The organism is Bradyrhizobium sp. LMG 9283, from assembly GCF_045571415.1.
Lineage (GTDB): Bacteria > Pseudomonadota > Alphaproteobacteria > Rhizobiales > Xanthobacteraceae > Bradyrhizobium.
In genome coordinates this window covers 6903759-6921743 of the sequence record NZ_CP120691.1, presented here as the reverse complement: position 1 = coordinate 6921743, position 17985 = coordinate 6903759, and the positions used below count along the sequence as shown (strand labels likewise).

Genomic DNA, 17985 nt, shown 5'->3' with positions numbered 1-17985 from the left:
AGTCGCTATCCGTGGTCGGATTCGCGACGTCGACGTCTGAAAGACAACACCCGCATTAGCAGCAAAAGGGTGTGCGCTTCGCTAGCGCCATACCGGAAACAATGCGTTAGGAGTTGCATTGTAGTGACGTGGGAAGATCGGCCGACGGTCGCAGTTGCAGTCGATGAGATCGAGTAATCATTGTCTCTGAGCGTTAGCTTACAAGGAGGCACCGATGGCAGGCGACCCGCTGTATGTTATCAGCTCGAAGACAGTTCATGCCAAGCGTCCGCGGCTCTGGTGCGAGCCCGTTCGATTTGGCCCCCATACAACTCAATCGTGGTCACATAGATGACCGCATTGGCACTGGTTCAGACCCGGCGAGAAGGTTGCGAATGATCAAGTACGACCTCACGAAGCAGCAATATTTCCGCGAAGCGTCACCTGGTGCCGCCACTGGTTTTGCGAGCCATCATGGAATGTAGATGTCAAAGGCCATTATAGGGAGCATGCCATCATGACGATCGATTCATTGAAGACGAGGTGACGGGCCAAGAGACGCCGATTTCATGTGCTCCCAGATCGCCATGAGACATGGATGGGCACGGGCAGGAACGCTTTGCTTGAAGCGCGAAAGCTCGATGGCAGACATTACTGTTGCTGATGCGCGCGCTCTGTTCGGCGATGTGCGGCCAGCACTGGCTGGCATCGATGAGAAGATGCTTCGCATGGAGGGGCTTGATGACGGAGTTGTCCCGTGAGCGAGCCCGTCGGACCACCATGAGCGGGAAGGTGCAATCTGCGGCTGAGTCGCCATCGCGCATATCGTGCACGGCTCGTAGTCAGGCAATCAGCGGCCCTTGAGAGCGTTAGTCGGCCGCAATGCGAGCGTTAGAGGGCTAATAAGAGGAGAACGAGTGATGATGGACATCTGCGGCTTTCTCGGATGGTTCGCCGAAGACTGGTATAGGAACGCTGGGCCGAGGACCGAGCCGGTTGATGAGTCGCGAGACAACGTCATCTACGTCGACTTCAAGGCCATCCGAGAGGCAAAGGAGGGAGTGTGCGAGCGCAAATCATAGAGAAGCTGGAGGCCGGCCGCGTGCAATACGGCCAGTTCGCTACCTTTCCTGGATCCGGTCCTTGCGGCCTGTTCTTTGTGCAGGGGCCTTGCGGGTGTGAACTCAAGATAAGTGGATTTGTCCGTCCCGGCTGGGAGCACGTCGCTGTCTCGACGCCGCGGCGCTGTCCGAACTGGGAAGAGATGTGCTTTGTCAAAGACCTGTTCTGGGATGAAGAGGAGTGCGTCATGCAGCTGCATCCGCCACATTCGCAGTATGTGAATAACAGCCGATATTGCCTGCACCTGTGGAGACCCACTCATCGGGACATCCCAATGCCGCCGCCAAGCTTTGTAGGCATCGTTGGGCTAGGGCCATCAGAAGCGGCAATGTTGTTTGCGCGGATTAGCGCGACAGCATGATGGGCTGAGTTAACGATATCCGAGCGGAAGATGAGGCCGAGCGGGTGCAGAAGACCAGTTGGGCACCGCCGGAATGAGGCGTCGCAAGCGGAAATATGTCAGGGCCGATCGCCTGTTGCAGTGTGCAGGGGTGGGCTGAGCTGAATTCGCTGCCGTCAAGAAGGAGCCGCTGACAGTGCACTGATCCGGTTCAAGAGATTTCTCGTATGTCCAGGCCCCGCCTCGGCCACGAGGCGGGGGCGCCGTTACCCTGACTGCATCCTGGAATTGCTCAAGCGAGGCCTGCCGGTCGCTGTTGCAAGAGCGGTTAGCTCGTCGGCCACCACCCCGCATCTGGAGCGGGGCTGGTGAGCAGAGACGGTCGAGTCACGAAATAGCCAGCTGGGCGGTAGCTTCGTCAAGCTTATCTGGTAGTCAGCTCGTCGTCAGCTTGCCGCAACATCATTCGCAGGCAGGGCGTAAACAGCCCACGCTCGCTCTGACGAAACGTACGCTGAAGAGGCAGGCGAACCGGCATGTATAATCGAGTTAGTGCCCAATCCACGCGCTCTAATCAAACTGACGAACCGAGTCAGTCGGCAGACAGTAGCGAATTTGCGCTAACACTGACGGATCTCGCTCAACGGCAGAGCCCGCCATCCGGGGAATTGTCCGACGGAATGGGGCTCTGCTGCAGCAAGCCACATACCTCAGATGCAAACATTTACATTCCAAGCACCTCGTCCCCCAGCACACCCTCTCTATCCTCCAGCTCAAATCCATCCTCTCCAGCGAGGCCTATCCGTCCTCTGTTTGAATACAGGACTGCTGAATTGCCCGGGGCCAATGTCAACGGCATCTGCGTTGGATTGGCAGCGGAGTGGCTCCTCAATCTCCCAAGCAGCCCTTCATCCCGGATGAGGGTGCTGCGCCCGGGTACTCAAAATCACAGCTCAGCGGCAGTGCGGCAGCAGCGGTATGAAGAACTCAAGAGTCTGTTGCGAAGCGATAGGGCGGAAGGTTCTCACAACCTTCAGGCAAAAAGCACGATGTTACGCGAAGCCGGCCTAGAGCCGTCCGCCAAACAGACGCGATATAGATTTGGTACATCTTCGCGCATTGACCAGATCGTGAACGAGGTCACCGACGATCCATCGATCTATTTGGTCAGCTTGCGTTTCGCTGCAGGTGGCGCCCACACAATCGCAACGTCGACATCGAATGGAATGACGACCCTCTTTGATCCGAACTATGGAGAATTTACTGTTCGGTCAGATCAGATGGGTGAGTTGTTCAAAAGTCTTGACGACCGTTACAGCAACCTGAACGGATATGATATATCGACTGTCGTCACACAAAGGATGACGTGAGTGTTTCGGAGATTCCAGCGGACCCTGCCGATGCCCACGCGCGGATCCTTTCGCGATCGATACCGGAACAGCCGCATCGCCTCGACAGTGCAACACCACGGCCGGGAACACGGATTTTGCCGCCCTGAACGTGCGCCCGACGTCATACCGGAGCTCACCGCGGCCCTTCAGATGTTGGAACGGTACGCTCGACGGAGAAGCTCTCGGAAAGTAGTGCAGCGAGGGATCGAATGTTCAGAGATAGAGGCTGGCCGATCACTCAGGTTGATGAGCTCGTGCCCTCGCGCGTCAAAGCCTGAATGGCCTGCGCTTGCACTCAAGCGGGACCGACGGCTGCCCGTTAGAGCTTGCCTGAAATCGGGCTAGGCTCCTCGTGTGGGTTTCAATGCCTTACACGCCCTTTGCGCTCAGGGCTAAGAGCGCGCACCAGGCATCCACCACAGCCGGCACAAGCTGTAGTTCGTCTGCTTCGGAATCATCGCAGGCCTCTTCTCTGCTGACGTCGCCAGCCAAACAGCTGCTGCGGCGGCAATGCATGCGTCGCACCACTGAACAAACCGAGTCGACGCTCGCCACGAGCTCCGCAACAATCTGCGCCTTGTCCTCGTCGCTGCACTTCCGCTGATGTCCAGTTCTGGTGAAGTCCTCAAGCCTCGAACCGACACGAAGCAGCGCGGGCGCGACTCGGCGCTGGTCGGGCTGGGATGGATCAGACGCTGTCCCTGCCACGCCCGCACTACCGATTGAAGTTAGCAGAAACGTGACTCGGCGCCCAAAAGCCCCACGCATACACAGGGCAAGCGCTGTCCCTACCACGCGCCTCTAACTTCAACGGCGTTGTACGCGGACTGGCTTTCCGAAAGCTGACGAAACCCGACGCGATTCACAAAACGAAAAGCGGCCGGTGTGGGTCGATGCCCTCTGTCTGGAACCCGCCAATCTGGCCAGCGGATCGCCCGATGCGGTTGTCAGGCCTGAAGCCCCCGATCACTACCAGTGTCGATTACCGCCGCCGCTAGCTAGCGCATCCGCCGTGCTCGGATCGACCAAGTTGCCGTTGGCGCCGTGCCGGTAAAGACGTGACGACCTCGATCCGCGGCAGGTGCGCCGGCAAGGCGCCACGGCGCTTGCGAGCCCGTACCTCACGGCCTTTGCTGGCCTAATCGGTGATTAGGCGTAAGCGGTGCGGCTTTACTGAGCCGCCTGTTAGGTTCGTGACCAATGTTGGAGAGCTGACGATACGCAGGCTGGGACCAAGCGCAAAATCAGCAATTTCGGTTGGCGCGCCGCTTGCTTTGTTCTCTGCGTCATCACCGATCGCTTCCAAGGAAGCGGGTCGTTGGCCCGATAAACCAGAGGCGGGAAGATTAGCTATGGTGGAAGCCGAGGTGCGACGATACGTCAAGAAGCTCGCGAAAGAGGGGCGTCCGCTCGAAAACCTCCAACAGAGCGCGAGAGGTTTTGCACGGATTGCGGGGGCCGATTTGAAAAGGCGCAACCCAACAGCGTCCATAACCTAGTCAAGCCGCGTGCTCCTCTTGCTTTCCGGGCGAAATATCTGGGCATCTGTTTGGGTATTTCCGGGATGTGGTGGAAGTCATTTGTGCAGATATGAGTAAAAGCCCGACTATCCCGCCGATAAATGTAGCGACCACGCATCCTGTGGATGTGTATATGTCCCCCGTCAACTTGACAGCCAATGGCAGAGCACATCTGGGTCACGCTGCTGGGCCATTTCTCAGAATGGATATCGTACAGAAACATCTGAAGAGAGCGGGGCATCATGTCCGCTCTGGACTGACGACCGACGGCTTCGAGAACCATGTCTTGGTCCGAGCGCTCCGTGAGAACATTGACCCCTCGGACCTGGCACATGGCTTCCATACTAGAATTGTTGAGGATCTCGCCTCCGTAGGTATCGTTTTCGATCATTTCGATGATCCGGCGTATGGCAGGAATCTGCAGCGCTTCTCGAATGTCAGCAACGCGCTCATGGATGCCTTGTTTGCAGCGGGCTCGCTCCATTTCCGCGCAGCACGCTTACCAGTGGACGACGCGGGCTCTACTGCCATGCAACCAGAAGAGCGCTTCTGCATTGGAGGCTGGTTTGGTGCAACCTGTCCAGTGTGCGAGGCATCTGCGGGTAGCTTCTTCTGCGAACAGTGTGGATATCATTTCGAGCCCGAAGAAGCTCTGAATCCGGTATCGAGGCGAGGGCGGATCGTAGAATGGACGGACAACATTTCCGCCTTTCTTTCAATTTCGGGAAACGACCGACTTCTCCGGGCGTGGGACGAGGCAGCCGTCGAATCTAGCTTTCTGGATATAGGGAAGCGGTATGTCGCACGCAAAGGACAGCAAATGCGATTGACAGTACCAGGCCTGCACGGGCTGGCTTGGGATTCGGGGCGTTTCGACAGCCAGCAGATATTGTTCAGCTACTCCTCGTTACTCTACGCTCATTCTCTCTATTGCGGGGATAAAGAGACAGAGGACTCCGGCAAGCTCAATCCTTTTGCCCGTGATTCCGATACTTTCCTGATTGGCGCCACCGGCATCGATAACACAATTCCGATGCTTGTCGGAGTTACAGGATGCGCATTGGGCCAAAACTCGTTTCGTCCATTTGATCGAATTTTCTTTAATCATTTCCTTAGACTGAACGGATCGAAGTTCTCCACTAGTCGCAGTCACGTGATCTGGGCGGGTGAAATCACTCGAATTCCAAATATATCCATTGATGTTCTTAGAGTGTACCTGTCGGAAATCTGCCCGGAAGAAACCGAGACCGATTTGGTGTCAGAGCGGTTAGTCGATCGTTACAACGTAGTTTTCGATAGGATATCTGTAGCCATTGATCGCTGCACCGACTCCTTAAGCGCGATGCCGGCGCTCACCGGGTGTCACGTAGATGACGCGATGATGATCGCGCTGGATCGCCTCTACGAGCGGCAGTGCGCCGTCCTTTCGCTAGACCACCTGCGAGTGTCGCAAGCTTCGAGGGCGGTTATCGAATGGCTCGATTGTCTTGATGACAAGCCGGACCATCAGACGGCTTACACATGGCTGATGGGGTTCAGTATACTGGCCTGGCCGCTGATGCCCAAAATAACAGAAGCCTTGTGGTACTGGCTAGGTCATAGCGGCCATCCCGTTGCAGCATGCGCTTCGACGCCTTCATCCCAACGGATCGGAACAGTACCAAAAATCCATGGGTGCAGGTTAGCGGCTGCAGATATTGATCGATGCCTCCCGGGGAAAATAGTAGCATGACACCTGCAGCGAACGTCGTTCCCGCCGAGAAATTGCCCAATCAAGTCCCGTTGGAGATCTCAATCCCCTTTATGCTTGGCAGTATCAGCGTGGCCGCATCCTACGGCTCGAGCTTCTTTCTCGTGGATGCTCTGCGGTCCTTTCGACAAAGCGCCACGACAGCCGGAGCCGTTATTTCGACCGGTACGATCGCCACAATACTGTGTTCGCTCGTAGCTGGCCGCATCGCGGACTCACTGGGCGTGATGCGAACCATCACCCTTGCCGCAGCGATGATGGCGATGGCGATGATATGTTTCGCATCAGCGCAAACTTTGACGCTTTTCGCTTACGTCGGCGGGCTTTTTCTTGGCATTGGATGGTCAGTCTTCTACATACTAGCGCCGCTTCAAGTCCTGGGTCACGTGCGAGCTGATGCTCGTATCAAGTATCTTACCTTGCTTTCGGGATCTCAAATGCTGGGCATCGGGCTTGCTGCCCCCCTCGCGCGCACCGTCGCGGAAAGTTCTGGTTCCTACATCGCGGTTTACGCTTTATTCGCGGCTGCATGTCTCGTTGGTGCGATGCTTTTGGAGTTCGCCGGTAGGGCCCTGGCGCAAGCTCCTCAGATCAAAATGCCAACTGTACGACTCACCCTTGAAGGCGTGCTAGGAGCCCTCAAATCGAACACGCGCTATCCGATAATCATGATAGGCCTCGGGGCATGCGCTTTCGCCGGTCTTTCCACGTTCCAGACGCTTTACGCGACATCGAGGTCGCAATCTGCCGACACGTTCTTTCTTGTATTCACGCTGACATCCGTCTTCCTGCGGTTTGCGGTGGCCCCGATAATTGGAAAGTTTCGTCTTGAACGTGTAGCCGCGTTTCTTATCGTGTGCACTATCGCCGGGCTATTCATCCTATTCATGAATGCAGGTAGTGCGGCGATCTACATCCTCGGGACAGCGATGTTCTCACTGGGATACGGGCTGAGCTATTCGACTCTGAACGGTATGGTTGTTTTCATTGCAGGTACGGATGGGACATCATTTGCCGTTGCTTCTCAAGTCTTCACGCTCTCCTATTTCATTGGCTTGTTCGGATTTCCATACATCGCCGGGCAGGTCGTGAAAGCCAGCAGCTTCGATGAACTGCTAATCAGCATGATGATGCTGATCGTCGCGAATGGTGTCCTTCTGGCAACTCAAGTCGTCTCGACCGGCCGGAAGCATTGAGCGGCTGTTTGCAAGGATCATGGGATGCTGAAGCACGGCAACAGCGTTGACGTAATCGCGATCGGTGCAGGGCCGGCTAATCTGAGTTTGGCAGCCCTCGCAGCACCGATTCCGGAAATCTCTTTGCGAATCCTCGAAAGTTCAGAAACGCTTAGATGGCATCCCGGTCTGCTTCTGGACGGTGCCGTTATGCAAACCAGCCCGCTAAAGGACTTGGTAACACCCGCGGATCCGACGAGCGCGTACAGCTTCCTGGCCTACTTGCATGATAAACGGCGGATCTACCAAGCCATCATCCGAGGACTCGCGTGCGTTAGCCGTAGTGAATTTGACGATTATTTGCGATGGGCAGCGGAAAAGCTGGCTAACGTTCAGTTCGGCGAGCGTGTTATTGCAGTCGAACTGCGCGACGAATCCTTCGATGTCATAACTGGTCGCCGCAACTACCAAACCAGTACGGCGGTGCTGGGCGTGGGTCGGGTCCCGTCTATTCCTGATTGGGGCAGGAATGCACCGCCAAACGAGGTGTTTCACAGCAGTACCCTCCTCGTGCAGCGCCGCGAGCTTTCAAGCAAGCGTGTTGTGGTCGTAGGTGGCGGCCAAAGCGGCGCTGAAATATTTCTTCGTCTCCTGAGGGGGGCATACGGTCCGCTGGAAGCCCTGACCTGGGTGACGCGCCGGGCAAACATATTCGCCCTCGAAGATAGCCCCTTCGTCAATGAATGGTTCTTGCCGCAATATGGCGGCTGGTTCTTTGAGCAAAGCGAATCCACTCGGAAGCAAATTCTTGAGCGGCAGTCATTGGCGAGCGATGGCGTCAACTCCGCGACACTTCGCACGATCTACAGTGCACTTTACGATCGCGAGGTCCATCGCGAGTCGTACCCGGCTCACGTGGAAATACGCGTCGACACCACGGCGGACGAGTTGCGCAGCGTGTGCCCGTTTCGCCTGGGCTTACGTCAGCAGACGACAGGTATTTGCTCAGAACATGTCGCTGACATTATCGTCTTGGCCACCGGCTACCGCACTGAGATCCCTTCGTTTCTAGAGCCGATCGCAAGCCGACTGACGGTTGTCAGCGCGCCCGGCGGCTCTCGTGAGATCGTGGTCGAGGAGGACTTTTCGGCTCGTTTTGACGGTCCCGAAAGATGTCGTTTGTACATACAGAACGGCGCACGCTTTCAACACGGCATCGCTGATACGAATCTCAGCTTGGTCCCTTGGCGTGCTTCGACCGTCCTCAACTCGATCATCGGCCGGGTGGCTTACGATTGCGGGCCTGCAACGGGCGCCGTCAAGTGGCCTAGCGCGGGGGTCGAGAGCTCCCGTTGAGCGGCGAGCGGTCGGCAGCATGCCGCGATCCAGCAGGCATTATTGGGAGTAGATCATGAAGAATGCGCAGCTGATGACCTTAGGCGACATAACGGTCTATAGCCCCGGTGTACTAATACAGAACGTCAAGGGAATAGGTGATCCCAAGACCACTTGTCCGGTTGAACTCCTCGAATTCCGGCTCGATCCGTTCGCGGTGTCGACGCCTCATTCCCATCCTTCCACCGAGATCTGGCGAATCACGAGCGGCCACGGTCAGGTGATGACCGATGATGGTGAGTTGGCCGTCAAGTCAGGGGATCTTGTGTTTCTGCGACCAGATCGAACCCATTATTTGGAAAATCGCGGCAGCGAAGTTCTGAGCGCCTTGTCCATCTCCTGGAAAGAAACCCGATGACCGACAGAATCTATGACCTAGCGGTCATTGGCGCCGGCGTCATGGGGCTCACTGCCGCCTTCATCGCAGCGAGCGGTAGCCCGAAGAAGAGAATCGCCATCTTCGAACGGGACATCGTTGGGGCAGGTGCCAGTGGGTTGGCCCCCGGAATCCAAATCAACATTTGTCGGAACGAGAAGGAAAGGAGCCTCATCAATCGTGGTTCGACATTCTGGCGAGAGGTCTATCCCCAATGGCCCAATGGCCGAGACTGTGATGTGTTTTGGCTGACGCGCGATCCCAACGAACTCGCGCGACGGAGCAGCGTGGGCGGTACCACCCCATCAACATCTTTCGCGCTGGCCGAGAGACTTTCCTCGCTGCCGCGGTTTTTAGTTCCGCCCGACGTGGCCGTGTCGCTGGATCGGGGGTCGTACTGCCCAGTCGATTCCATTCTTCAGGATCTGGCCCAAAGGCTCAAGACCGTCGGGATTTCGATTTACGAGGGCAGTTCAATTGAAAGGATATGGCAGGGACCAAGCGATATCCTTCTTCAGACCTCTCATGATAGCGAAATCTCGGCAAGTCGGGCCATCCTTGCAATTGGCCCCTGGTTACCAGAGTCACCATTGCGTCGGCATCTTACAGACGAACCGCGATTGCGAGTAAAAAAAGTCGTCGCGCTTCACCTGGCGGCGCGCCCCACCCCAAACTGTCCAATGATCGGCTTGTTCGACGACTACGCTTTCCTCATTCCCATGATTGAGCAAGGATATTGGTTGTTCAGTTTTACCTCGCAGGAATGGGATGTGAGGCCCGACATCAATGGGCTGCGCGTCAGCTCGGATGATCTGGCGCGTGCCACCGCAATACTGGCAAAATGGTTTTCCTCTGACGTTCCCGCAGTGGCGTCAGTGCGCGTGTTTTGCGACTGCTATTCTGAGGATGGTGTCCCGTTCTCCCGTGCAGCCAGAGATGTCGCCGGTCTGCATGTCATTGGTGGTGGTGCGGGTAACGGCTTTCGTTTTGGGCCCGCGTGTGCGGAAGAGGCCGTACGATCCCTGTATTCTCCGTATCGACATGTCGGCGCGACATGAGGGGAAGGCATATGCCGGATACGATTGGTATCGAAGCCAACCTCTCTCATAATTTTGCAGATACCGGTTATGGCGTTACCTCGAGATCGACCATGATTGTTGATCTCAGCGCCATTGAATCCAATTATCGGAGGTTTCAGGCGCTTGCGCCGTACAGCGCGTGCGGCTTAGTTGTCAAGGCAGACGCCTACGGTCTTGGCGCGGCGCGTATAGCGCCGTTTCTCGCTCGTATTGGCTGCAGGCATTTCTTCGTAGCCGATGTGGAGGAAGGTATCGCCGTGCGGGATGTGCTGCCATCATCTGCGAGGATCTACCTGCTTCACGGCGTTATGCCAGGTATGGAGCCGGCTGCCGAGCAGCATGATTTATTGCCAATCCTGAATAGCAGCGAACAATTGGATGCATGGCTTCGGCATTGCCGGCTTCGCAATCGGGCGTTGCCCGCGGGTATTCATGTCGACACGGGCTTGTCCCGACTAGGGTTTCCTATCGATGAGTTGCACAAACTCGCCAACGATGAAAACGGGCTGTCGGAGTTGCCTATAGCGCTGTTCATGAGTCAACTCGTTTCCGCGGAGTTGCGAAATGAGGTCAGTCTTCAGCAATTAGATCGCTTCCGCGAATTGACCCATTTGTTTCCGAAAGCTATTCTATCACTATCGAACTCGGCGGGACTATTCGCCGGAAGTGAATTTCATTTTGACCTCATAAGATCGGGTGGAGGGATTTTCGGCTTCTCGACCTCCGATGATCCCGACTTCAAGCCATCGCAAGTCGTCCGTCTGCGAACGCAAATCATTCAATGTCGAAAAGTGAAGCAGGGGGAAGCTATCGGATACCACAGGTCCTACACAGTGAAGAGGCGGATGCGTGTCGCTACAGCGTCCATTGGTTATGGAGACGGGTTTCCGCGTATTCTGGGCAATCGGGGGCACGTTTTCGTATGTGGTACCCGTGTGCCAATCGTCGGCTTAGTTTCGATGGATCTTATTACTATTGACGTAACGGATCTGCCCGAGAGTTGGACTCCGCCGGGTACCGTGGTCGACCTGATCTGCCCCGAGCAAACAGTTGGGGATGTGGCTTCAGCCGCGAAAATGCTGAGCGATGAACTGACCACCGCGATCGGACGGCGGTGCCGTAGGGTGTATGCTTCAGCCTAACGAGATGATAGGAGGCACCCGTGGACTCACCCGCCCTCCACTCCCGGCAAGTCAATCGAGCGATCTATCTGGGCGACGAAGGGATACGTCTCATGCGTCCGAACTACTTCACCACTCAGGTGCGTCAGTTCCATGACTGTGAGAGAGTCTTCTATCTCGATCTCTTGTGCTCGAACCGATACGATTTGATCATTGAGGTAGGTTGTAGTTGCTATCGCCTCATCGGCGTCAAAAAGGCCGACAATGACTATCTTGGGATCGACATAAACCCACCTCGTGCACGACGGCTAAAAAAGGGAAATGGAGCAGTTATCCGCTGTGAGGCCAACAAATTCTTCAAAAGAACGCGGCTGATCGATGAGATAATGCGGCGATATGACGGAAGGGTACTTTGTATATTGCCGTTTAATTTTCTTGGTACGATGGATGCGCCAATGGAGTTTCTCGCACGGGTGTGCCAGGCGCCCTTTGATCTCGCTTTGTCGCTCTTTTCAACTAGCGAGACGGCAACCGTAGCTCGCCTGGAATACTACAATCTTTGCGGCATCAACGTCCAGGGTGTGGTGCGTACCGATGACTATGTCCGCTTGGACTGCTCCAACGGTTTTCAGGCGTTCGCTTTCGATCCGCTCTTTCTGAAGAACCGCATATCGACCTTTGGCTTCCGCTTGAATGAAGCAGGGTATTATGACGTCTGTAACTTCCTCCATTTCAAAAAGAGCGGTCCTGAAGATTGTTCGCCTTGTAAGGCAAACTGAAGGGCTTGGGCTTTTGCGTGTGGGGCGGCACTGCGTCGTTGTTTAGGCCGACCTACGAACAAGGGTGGTACATGGCGTTTTTGGGCGTATTACGAGAAAGATCTGGAAAACGCGGTCCCGATCGCAGGCGGCCGGGCGCAAAAGCACGGTGGCGTCAGTATCGAACATGGGAGCCCCCGAAACTGTGGCCTGGCCATCACGACAAGGGGCGGAAACGTACTCAAGTTCATGGTGGCGGCTCACCGTTGTCGAGCCGCAGCGGCCGAGGAGGGGGCGCCGGCTGCTCCCTTGCTGCGCCGCCGGCCGACGTGGACGCCGTCAGCGCCGGCGCGTTGCCGGGAGCGAGCTCGGGATAAGGCCTCATAGCAGAGCCTGCCGGATTCAGAAGGCGGCAGTGCTCGGCGACGCCTCGGCTTTCCGCAGCTGCGTCGCCGCGCGCGGCACCACGACGTGGAAAGACGTCCGGACCGCGAGCTAGATGTCAGACGTACTGCACCAATTTGAGGTAATCGTCTGTGAGGACAGGTGAGCGAATCGAACAAGCCGCGTCTTGAAGGAAGGTGGTCAGAGTCCGGCTGGCCCGATTGCGGCCTTCGAAAGATTGCCGTGCTGGCGCGCGAGTACGGAGAGTTGCTAATTCGGAACTGACCAGGTCAGCCGCTGCTGCGGCGCAATCTGAGGCGGAGAAGCAACCAGCAGACATGACAGCCTGTGCCAGTCCCAGTGTGGTGAGCCAACCCGCATAGATCAGCACGGCACCGTCTGTCTCATTGAGCGCGGAGAGTTCCTCAATTGCAGCAGCATGGACTGATGCCGCACCAACAGACCGAAAGAGATCGGCTATCTCGTCACGCGTGGCTTTAGAGAGGAGGCAGCGGCCGAGATGTGATAGGAGCGCCTCAGTCGGACCTTCGAAGATGCGGAGGATGCGAGCGTCTCGATAGATCTTGGCTAAAGGCGTTCCCTCATCGTAACCACGGCCACCTAACAGCTGGACACATTGATCAGCGACAAGGCCGCACCACTCCGAGGACAAAACCTTCGTTGCCGACGCAAGGTGGACGTTGGGCGCGCCCTGCGCTGAAACAAGTCGGCAGGATGCGGCCAGCATCGCCTTCACGACTTCCCGCCGCAGCACCATCTGCCCAAATAACTGCTCGATGTAGCTGTTCTCGATCATGCGCAGTTTACCGAGTCGACGATGGCTTGCATAAGAGGCTGCGACCTGGATAGCGCGCTCAAGCGCTCCAAGACCCATAGCAGCCACACCGATACGGCCGCGGTTCATACTAGATGCCGCCGCGCCCCAGCCGTCTTGATCGCGAGAGAGCACGTAAGCACGCGGCACCTCGACATCCTGGAACTCCAGACTATTCTGAATAATGCCACGTAGACCGAGTGTGCGATGCTCGTGCGTGACCTTTAGGCCTGGAGCCTGCCTGTCAACGAGTACACCAACGAGCCGGCCTTTCGCATCAGGACCAGACGCGCGCGCAAAGCAAACGATCCAGCGAGCCCAGTCAGCGAGGCCGATCCAGATCTTGCGGCCAGAGATACGAACTTTATCTTCGCGCATAAGAGCCGAAGCCTCTATATGCCTCGGGGCAGAGCCAGCTCCAGGCTCCGTCAAAGCGAAAGCGCAGAGATCGCCGCGTGTTGCACCCCAAATGATATTTTTTTGTTCGGGGATGTGCGGTGCCGCTTCGATGCAGGGCAAGGCCAGGAAGTTATGGATAACGAGCGTAGAGGCAGCGGAGACATCGAAGGATGCAGTGGCGGAGATGAGGTTGACGGCCTCTTGCAAGGGAAGAGCTAATCCGCCGTGCTCTCCTGGTGTGGTGAGCCCGAACAGTCCATGCTTTGCCAATATGCTGTGTAGGGTCGGAGGGAATGCTCGGCGGTCATCCGCGTCTGCGAAATTCAGCTGACTGAGGTCAGCGATCAAACCGGAGTATAGTGCAGCTGCACGGCGTTCAGCTGTGCGTTCCTGCGCCTCCCCGCATTGGGCGTGAACCTGAGTATACATAGCCATAAGGCCCACAATGATCCCGGCCGCGCTTCGTGCCAATTCATCCCCGTGGCTAGCTCGGCTACACATTGGTATAGTGTGGATGCAAGCGCAGTATAAGCGCGTTGTCTGGATCGGGACTTATTGCGGCCGCCGCGCGGGCTCCCATCAAGGATGCGTCTTGTCGACATGACCTATCGAGGGCGCACGCTCGTTTCAGTGACCTCCCATTCTCCTCAAGACTCACTCAGGTTGTCGATTGGTGTTTCGTCCCAAAGAGAGCCGCCTGGGGAAAGATCCGTCATGGACCGATCGCCAGCATAGCGAGGCGATACATGACATATGGCATTTATATCATGTTCACCGGTACTCCGTGGCTGTTCGGTATAGCGCGGACATACGCGCAGCACCAACGAACCGAATGATCTGTCGCTCAAGACAAAAAGCGCTAGGAGGGTCAAACCCCGCTCCGCAAGCAAGAGACCTCTCGATAGCCAGACTTGTTGCAAAGCGCGCGCACCGTGTCCGAGCTAAGACGATGTGTAAAGATGAAGAGGCTGCTTTGGGCGGCCAAGTTGTAATGCAAGAGGTCCTTCTTGGCACGACGAATGCTTTGGGTTGTCCGACGACGCTCGCGAGCAGGCGCGACCTGGCGATATCCAAAGAATGGAGCAGCAGATAGATGATATTGATCATGATCTCATTCCTTATCCAGAAACAACTGCAATGGAGCTTGCAAAAACTCGTGCAGCTCCAGCGGCGGACGAACCATGCCGATCACAATGCCGCGTCCAACCACCCGCCCCACCGTGCTTTCGTTCCAGTTCGAGTGCTGTCAAGGCTGCCGACATCTTCATCTCGATCGGTTGCGTGCCTTCTAGCGCTGGTCCTGACCTGCGCCTTCTTGACAGATGGCATGTCAGCCGAGACTCCTTCGAGCTCCGTGCCGCTCTCCAGCTTCACGCTTGACAACGGCCTGTAGGTGGTCGTGATCCCGGATCATCGCACACCGGTGGTGACGCAGATGATCTGGTACAAGGCAGGCTCCGCAGACGAGACGCCGGGCAAATCGGGGCTCGCACATTTCCTCGAGCACCTGATGTTCAAGGGCACCGAAAAACACCCGGTCGGCAAATTCTCCCAGACGGTACATCGCACCGGAGGCAACGAGGACGCCTCAACATCGGTCGACTACACTAACTACTCTCAGCACGTGCCGCGCGAGCAGTTGCCGACCATGATGGAATTCGAGGCCGATCGCATGACCGGGCTCGTGCTCAAGGACGAGAACGTGCTGCCCGAGCGCGACGTCGTGCTCGAAGAACGCAACATGCGCGTTGCCAACCGTCCCGCGGCGCGGCTGAGCGAGCAAATTCAGAGGGCACTTTACCTCAATCACCCCTATGGACGGCCGATCGTCGGTTGGCGGCAAGAGATCGAAAAATTGAATCGCGAGGATGCGCTAGCTTTCTACCGCCGCTTCTATGCGCCGAACAACGCGATCCTGGTGATCGCTGGCGACATCGAGGTCGCCGACGTGCGCCCGCTGGTCGAGCGCAATTTCGGTCCGATCCCGGCACAGCCGGCGATCCCCGCGCAAAGCATCCGTCTGCAGGAGCCGGAGCCGGCCGCTCCGCGCACCGTTACGTTGTCGGATCCGCGCGTCGAGCAGCCGAGCGTGTACCGCTATTATGTGGTGCCCTCGGCGATGACCGCCGCAGCCGGCGAGAGCGCTGCGCTCCACGTGCTCGCGCAACTGATGGGCAGGGGCTGCAACTCTTATCTTCACCGCGCGCTCGTCGTCGACAAACCGCTCGCGGTCTCGGCCATCGCCAGCTATTCGAGCATTTCGCTCGACCCGAGCCAGTTCTCGATCTCGGCCTCGCCCAAGCAGGGTGTCAGCTTCGCGGAGGTCGAGCAGGTGATCGACGACGTCATCGCAGACATCGTAAAGAAGCCGATTCGCGCCGAGGATCTCGAGCGGGTCAAGACCCAGCTCATCGCCCGGGCAATCTACGCCCAAGACGATCAGGCGGTGCGGGCGAGCTTGTATGGCAGGGCGTTGACGATAGGCCTGTCCATCGAGGACATCCGCAGCTGGCCCGATCGCATCCGCGCCGTCACCGCCGAACAGGTGCGCGCCGCCGCGCAAAAATGGCTCGAGAAGAAGCGCTCGGTTACCGGCTACCTGATCAAGGATACCGCCACCGCCATCGCCAAGCGCGAGGAGAAGCGTTCGTGACCTATCCGTTCCTCCGCATGCGCGGCATCGCGCTCTCCTCGTGACCTCTGCGACGCTCTCCTTGGCGTCCATCTCGCCCTCGCAGGCGGCAGCCAAGATCCAGCATCTGAGATCACCTGACGGCATCGAAGCCTGGTTCGTGCAGGACGCGACCGTGCCGCTGAGCGCGATGGAGTATTCCTTTGCCTGCGGCTCATAGCAGGATCGCAAGGACAAGCCCGGCGTCGCCAACCTCGTCGGCGACCTCCTCGACGAGGGCTCAGGCGATCTCGACTCCAAGAGCTTCCGTGAACGGCTCGACCGCCGCGCCATCGAGCTCTCCTTCAACGCCACCCGCGACACGCTCCGCGGCAGCCTGCGCATGTTGCGCGACAATAAGGACGAGGCCTTCGACCTGCTACGGATGGCGTTGACCTCGCCGCATTTCGACACCGCCTATGTCGAGCGCATCCGCTCGCAGGTGATCTCCGGGCTGCGCCGCGAGACCACCAACCCGACCTCGCTGGCGAGCCGCAAATTCCTGGAGGTCGCCTTCGGCGATCACCCGTACGGCCGGCAGACCAACGGCAACCTCGATAGCGTGCCGACCATCACGGTCGCCGACCTGATGGGTTGTGTCGGCCGCGTGCTCGCCAAGGATACGTTGAAGGTCGCGGTCGTCGGCGACGTCGACCCCGTAACGCTCGGCCAGCTGCTCGACAAGACGTTTGGCAGCCTCCCAGCCAAGGCCAACCTCACGCCGGTCCCCGACGTCGAGGCCGCAAAGCCGCCGCAACGCGCCTTCGTGTCGCTCGACGTGCCGCAGACCGTGATCACCTTCGGTGGCCCCGGCGTGAAGCGCAGCGATCCGAACTTCATGTCTGCTCGTCGTCAACCATATCCTGGGCGGCGGATCGTCCTCGCGGTTCTTCCGCGAGGTACGCGAGAAGCGCGGGCTCGCCTACTCGGTGTTTGAACAGCTGTTGTGGATGGAGCACTCGGCGGTCTTCATCGGCAATACCGGCACGCGGGCGGACCGCGCCGGCGTCAGCATCGACGCCGTCGAGAGGGAAGTGCGCCGGATCGCCCAGGAGGGTCCGACGCACAAGGAGCTCGACGAGGCGAAGTCCTACCTCAAGGGCTCGCAGATGCTGGCGCTCGACACTTCCTCCAAGCTCGCGCAGGCGCGGCTGCATTATCAGCAGGACAAGCTGCCCATCGGCTATATCGAGAAGCGCAACGCCATCATCGATGCCGTGTCAATGGACGACGCCAAGCAGGCTGCCAAACGCCTGTGGGGTCAGGGCCTGCTTACCGTAGTCGTCGGCCGGGCACCGCAGGCGGCCGCGCAGCCCGCCGCAGCGACCGCGCCGAAGTCGGACTGAAGTGCCTCATTGCCAGCAGAGCTCCACAAGTCGAGTTTGGCACCTGCCATCTGTATGATATGTGGCTGTATGATATGTGGCGCTTCGCGGCCCAGCGGAATCCGCATCGCTCCGCGTAGCGTTCTCAACGGCAAAACAAGGAGACGATGCATCTTGGCTGTAGAGGATCGCTGGCACTGGGCTGGACTGCATTTGTTCACAATGAGCATTGTGAACCTGGAGGGCCGCCGGCAGTATCGTCGGCGCCTTGTTCAAGGAGAAGCGGATGAGATTTGGGATGTCCTTTGTAGCGACCAGCGTCCTGGCCACGTCGCGGCTCGTATAGCGGGCCGTACTGCGCGGGA

Annotated in this window: 11 protein-coding genes and 2 pseudogenes; 12 read left to right on the top strand and 1 reads right to left on the bottom strand. The window is 57.8% G+C overall.

What is annotated here, in order from left to right; all coding sequences use genetic code 11:
* The first annotated feature begins 602 nt into the window (after nucleotides 1–602).
* The 10 genes from P6U29_RS32425 (at nucleotide 603) to P6U29_RS32380 (ending at nucleotide 12027) form a co-directional block, all read left to right on the top strand.
* Complete coding sequence (locus P6U29_RS32425; RefSeq protein ID WP_407114382.1) at nucleotides 603–740, top strand: hypothetical protein; 138 nt, start codon at nucleotides 603–605, stop codon at nucleotides 738–740.
* Nucleotides 741–899: 159 nt separating this feature from the next.
* Nucleotides 900–1061: a hypothetical protein gene (locus tag P6U29_RS32420; RefSeq protein ID WP_407114381.1), complete on the top strand. Its 162-nt coding sequence runs from the start codon at nucleotides 900–902 to the stop codon at nucleotides 1059–1061.
* Between the two features lie 1213 nt (nucleotides 1062–2274).
* Nucleotides 2275–2811, top strand: a complete 537-nt coding sequence (locus P6U29_RS32415) for a YopT-type cysteine protease domain-containing protein (RefSeq protein WP_407114380.1) — start codon at nucleotides 2275–2277, stop codon at nucleotides 2809–2811.
* A 1743-nt stretch (nucleotides 2812–4554) separates the two neighbouring features.
* Nucleotides 4555–6084 carry a class I tRNA ligase family protein gene (locus P6U29_RS32410; protein ID WP_407114379.1) on the top strand — a complete coding sequence of 510 codons (1530 nt, stop codon included), beginning with the start codon at nucleotides 4555–4557 and terminating at the stop codon, nucleotides 6082–6084.
* On the top strand, nucleotides 6081–7298 hold the full coding sequence (locus P6U29_RS32405) for an MFS transporter (RefSeq protein WP_407114378.1): 1218 nt from the start codon (nucleotides 6081–6083) through the stop codon (nucleotides 7296–7298). Before P6U29_RS32410 ends, P6U29_RS32405 begins: the two co-directional genes overlap by 4 nt.
* A gap of 24 nt (nucleotides 7299–7322) precedes the next feature.
* Entirely contained in the window at nucleotides 7323–8633 is a 1311-nt protein-coding gene (locus P6U29_RS32400; RefSeq protein WP_407114377.1) for a lysine N(6)-hydroxylase/L-ornithine N(5)-oxygenase family protein, read from the top strand.
* Nucleotides 8634–8688: 55 nt separating this feature from the next.
* Nucleotides 8689–9030: a cupin domain-containing protein gene (locus P6U29_RS32395; RefSeq protein ID WP_407114376.1), complete on the top strand. Its 342-nt coding sequence runs from the start codon at nucleotides 8689–8691 to the stop codon at nucleotides 9028–9030.
* Nucleotides 9027–10106, top strand: coding sequence for an NAD(P)/FAD-dependent oxidoreductase (locus tag P6U29_RS32390; RefSeq protein WP_407114375.1), 1080 nt, complete (start codon nucleotides 9027–9029; stop codon nucleotides 10104–10106). Before P6U29_RS32395 ends, P6U29_RS32390 begins: the two co-directional genes overlap by 4 nt.
* 11 nt (nucleotides 10107–10117) lie before the next feature.
* Nucleotides 10118–11269, top strand: coding sequence for an alanine racemase (alr, locus tag P6U29_RS32385; protein ID WP_407114374.1), 1152 nt, complete (start codon nucleotides 10118–10120; stop codon nucleotides 11267–11269).
* 20 nt (nucleotides 11270–11289) lie between these two features.
* On the top strand, nucleotides 11290–12027 hold the full coding sequence (locus P6U29_RS32380; RefSeq protein ID WP_407114373.1) for a hypothetical protein: 738 nt from the start codon (nucleotides 11290–11292) through the stop codon (nucleotides 12025–12027).
* A gap of 481 nt (nucleotides 12028–12508) precedes the next feature.
* Here the strand turns inward: P6U29_RS32380 and P6U29_RS32375 are convergent, their stop codons facing one another.
* A complete protein-coding gene (locus P6U29_RS32375; RefSeq protein WP_407114372.1) occupies nucleotides 12509–14053 on the bottom strand; it encodes an acyl-CoA dehydrogenase family protein in 1545 nt (514 codons plus the stop codon).
* Nucleotides 14054–14951: 898 nt separating this feature from the next.
* Here P6U29_RS32375 and P6U29_RS32370 point away from each other — a divergent pair.
* Both P6U29_RS32370 and P6U29_RS32365 read left to right on the top strand, forming a co-directional pair.
* Nucleotides 14952–16277 (top strand): annotated as a pseudogene (locus tag P6U29_RS32370) (M16 family metallopeptidase).
* A pseudogene (locus P6U29_RS32365) lies at nucleotides 16274–17641 on the top strand (M16 family metallopeptidase). The pseudogenes P6U29_RS32370 and P6U29_RS32365 overlap by 4 nt, the downstream one beginning before the upstream one ends.
* Nucleotides 17642–17985 lie beyond the last annotated feature (344 nt).

Excerpts from the sequence above, each read along its gene's own strand:
- P6U29_RS32375 (WP_407114372.1), bottom strand. The coding sequence starts at position 14,053 with ATGTATACTCAGGTTCACGCCCAATGCGGGGAGGCGCAGGAACGCACA.
- P6U29_RS32410 (WP_407114379.1), top strand. The coding sequence starts at position 4,555 with ATGGATATCGTACAGAAACATCTGAAGAGAGCGGGGCATCATGTCCGC.
- P6U29_RS32390 (WP_407114375.1), top strand. The coding sequence starts at position 9,027 with ATGACCGACAGAATCTATGACCTAGCGGTCATTGGCGCCGGCGTCATG.
- P6U29_RS32405 (WP_407114378.1), top strand. The coding sequence starts at position 6,081 with ATGACACCTGCAGCGAACGTCGTTCCCGCCGAGAAATTGCCCAATCAA.
- P6U29_RS32400 (WP_407114377.1), top strand. The coding sequence starts at position 7,323 with ATGCTGAAGCACGGCAACAGCGTTGACGTAATCGCGATCGGTGCAGGG.
- P6U29_RS32420 (WP_407114381.1), top strand. The coding sequence starts at position 900 with ATGATGGACATCTGCGGCTTTCTCGGATGGTTCGCCGAAGACTGGTAT.
- P6U29_RS32395 (WP_407114376.1), top strand. The coding sequence starts at position 8,689 with ATGAAGAATGCGCAGCTGATGACCTTAGGCGACATAACGGTCTATAGC.
- alr (WP_407114374.1), top strand. The coding sequence starts at position 10,118 with ATGCCGGATACGATTGGTATCGAAGCCAACCTCTCTCATAATTTTGCA.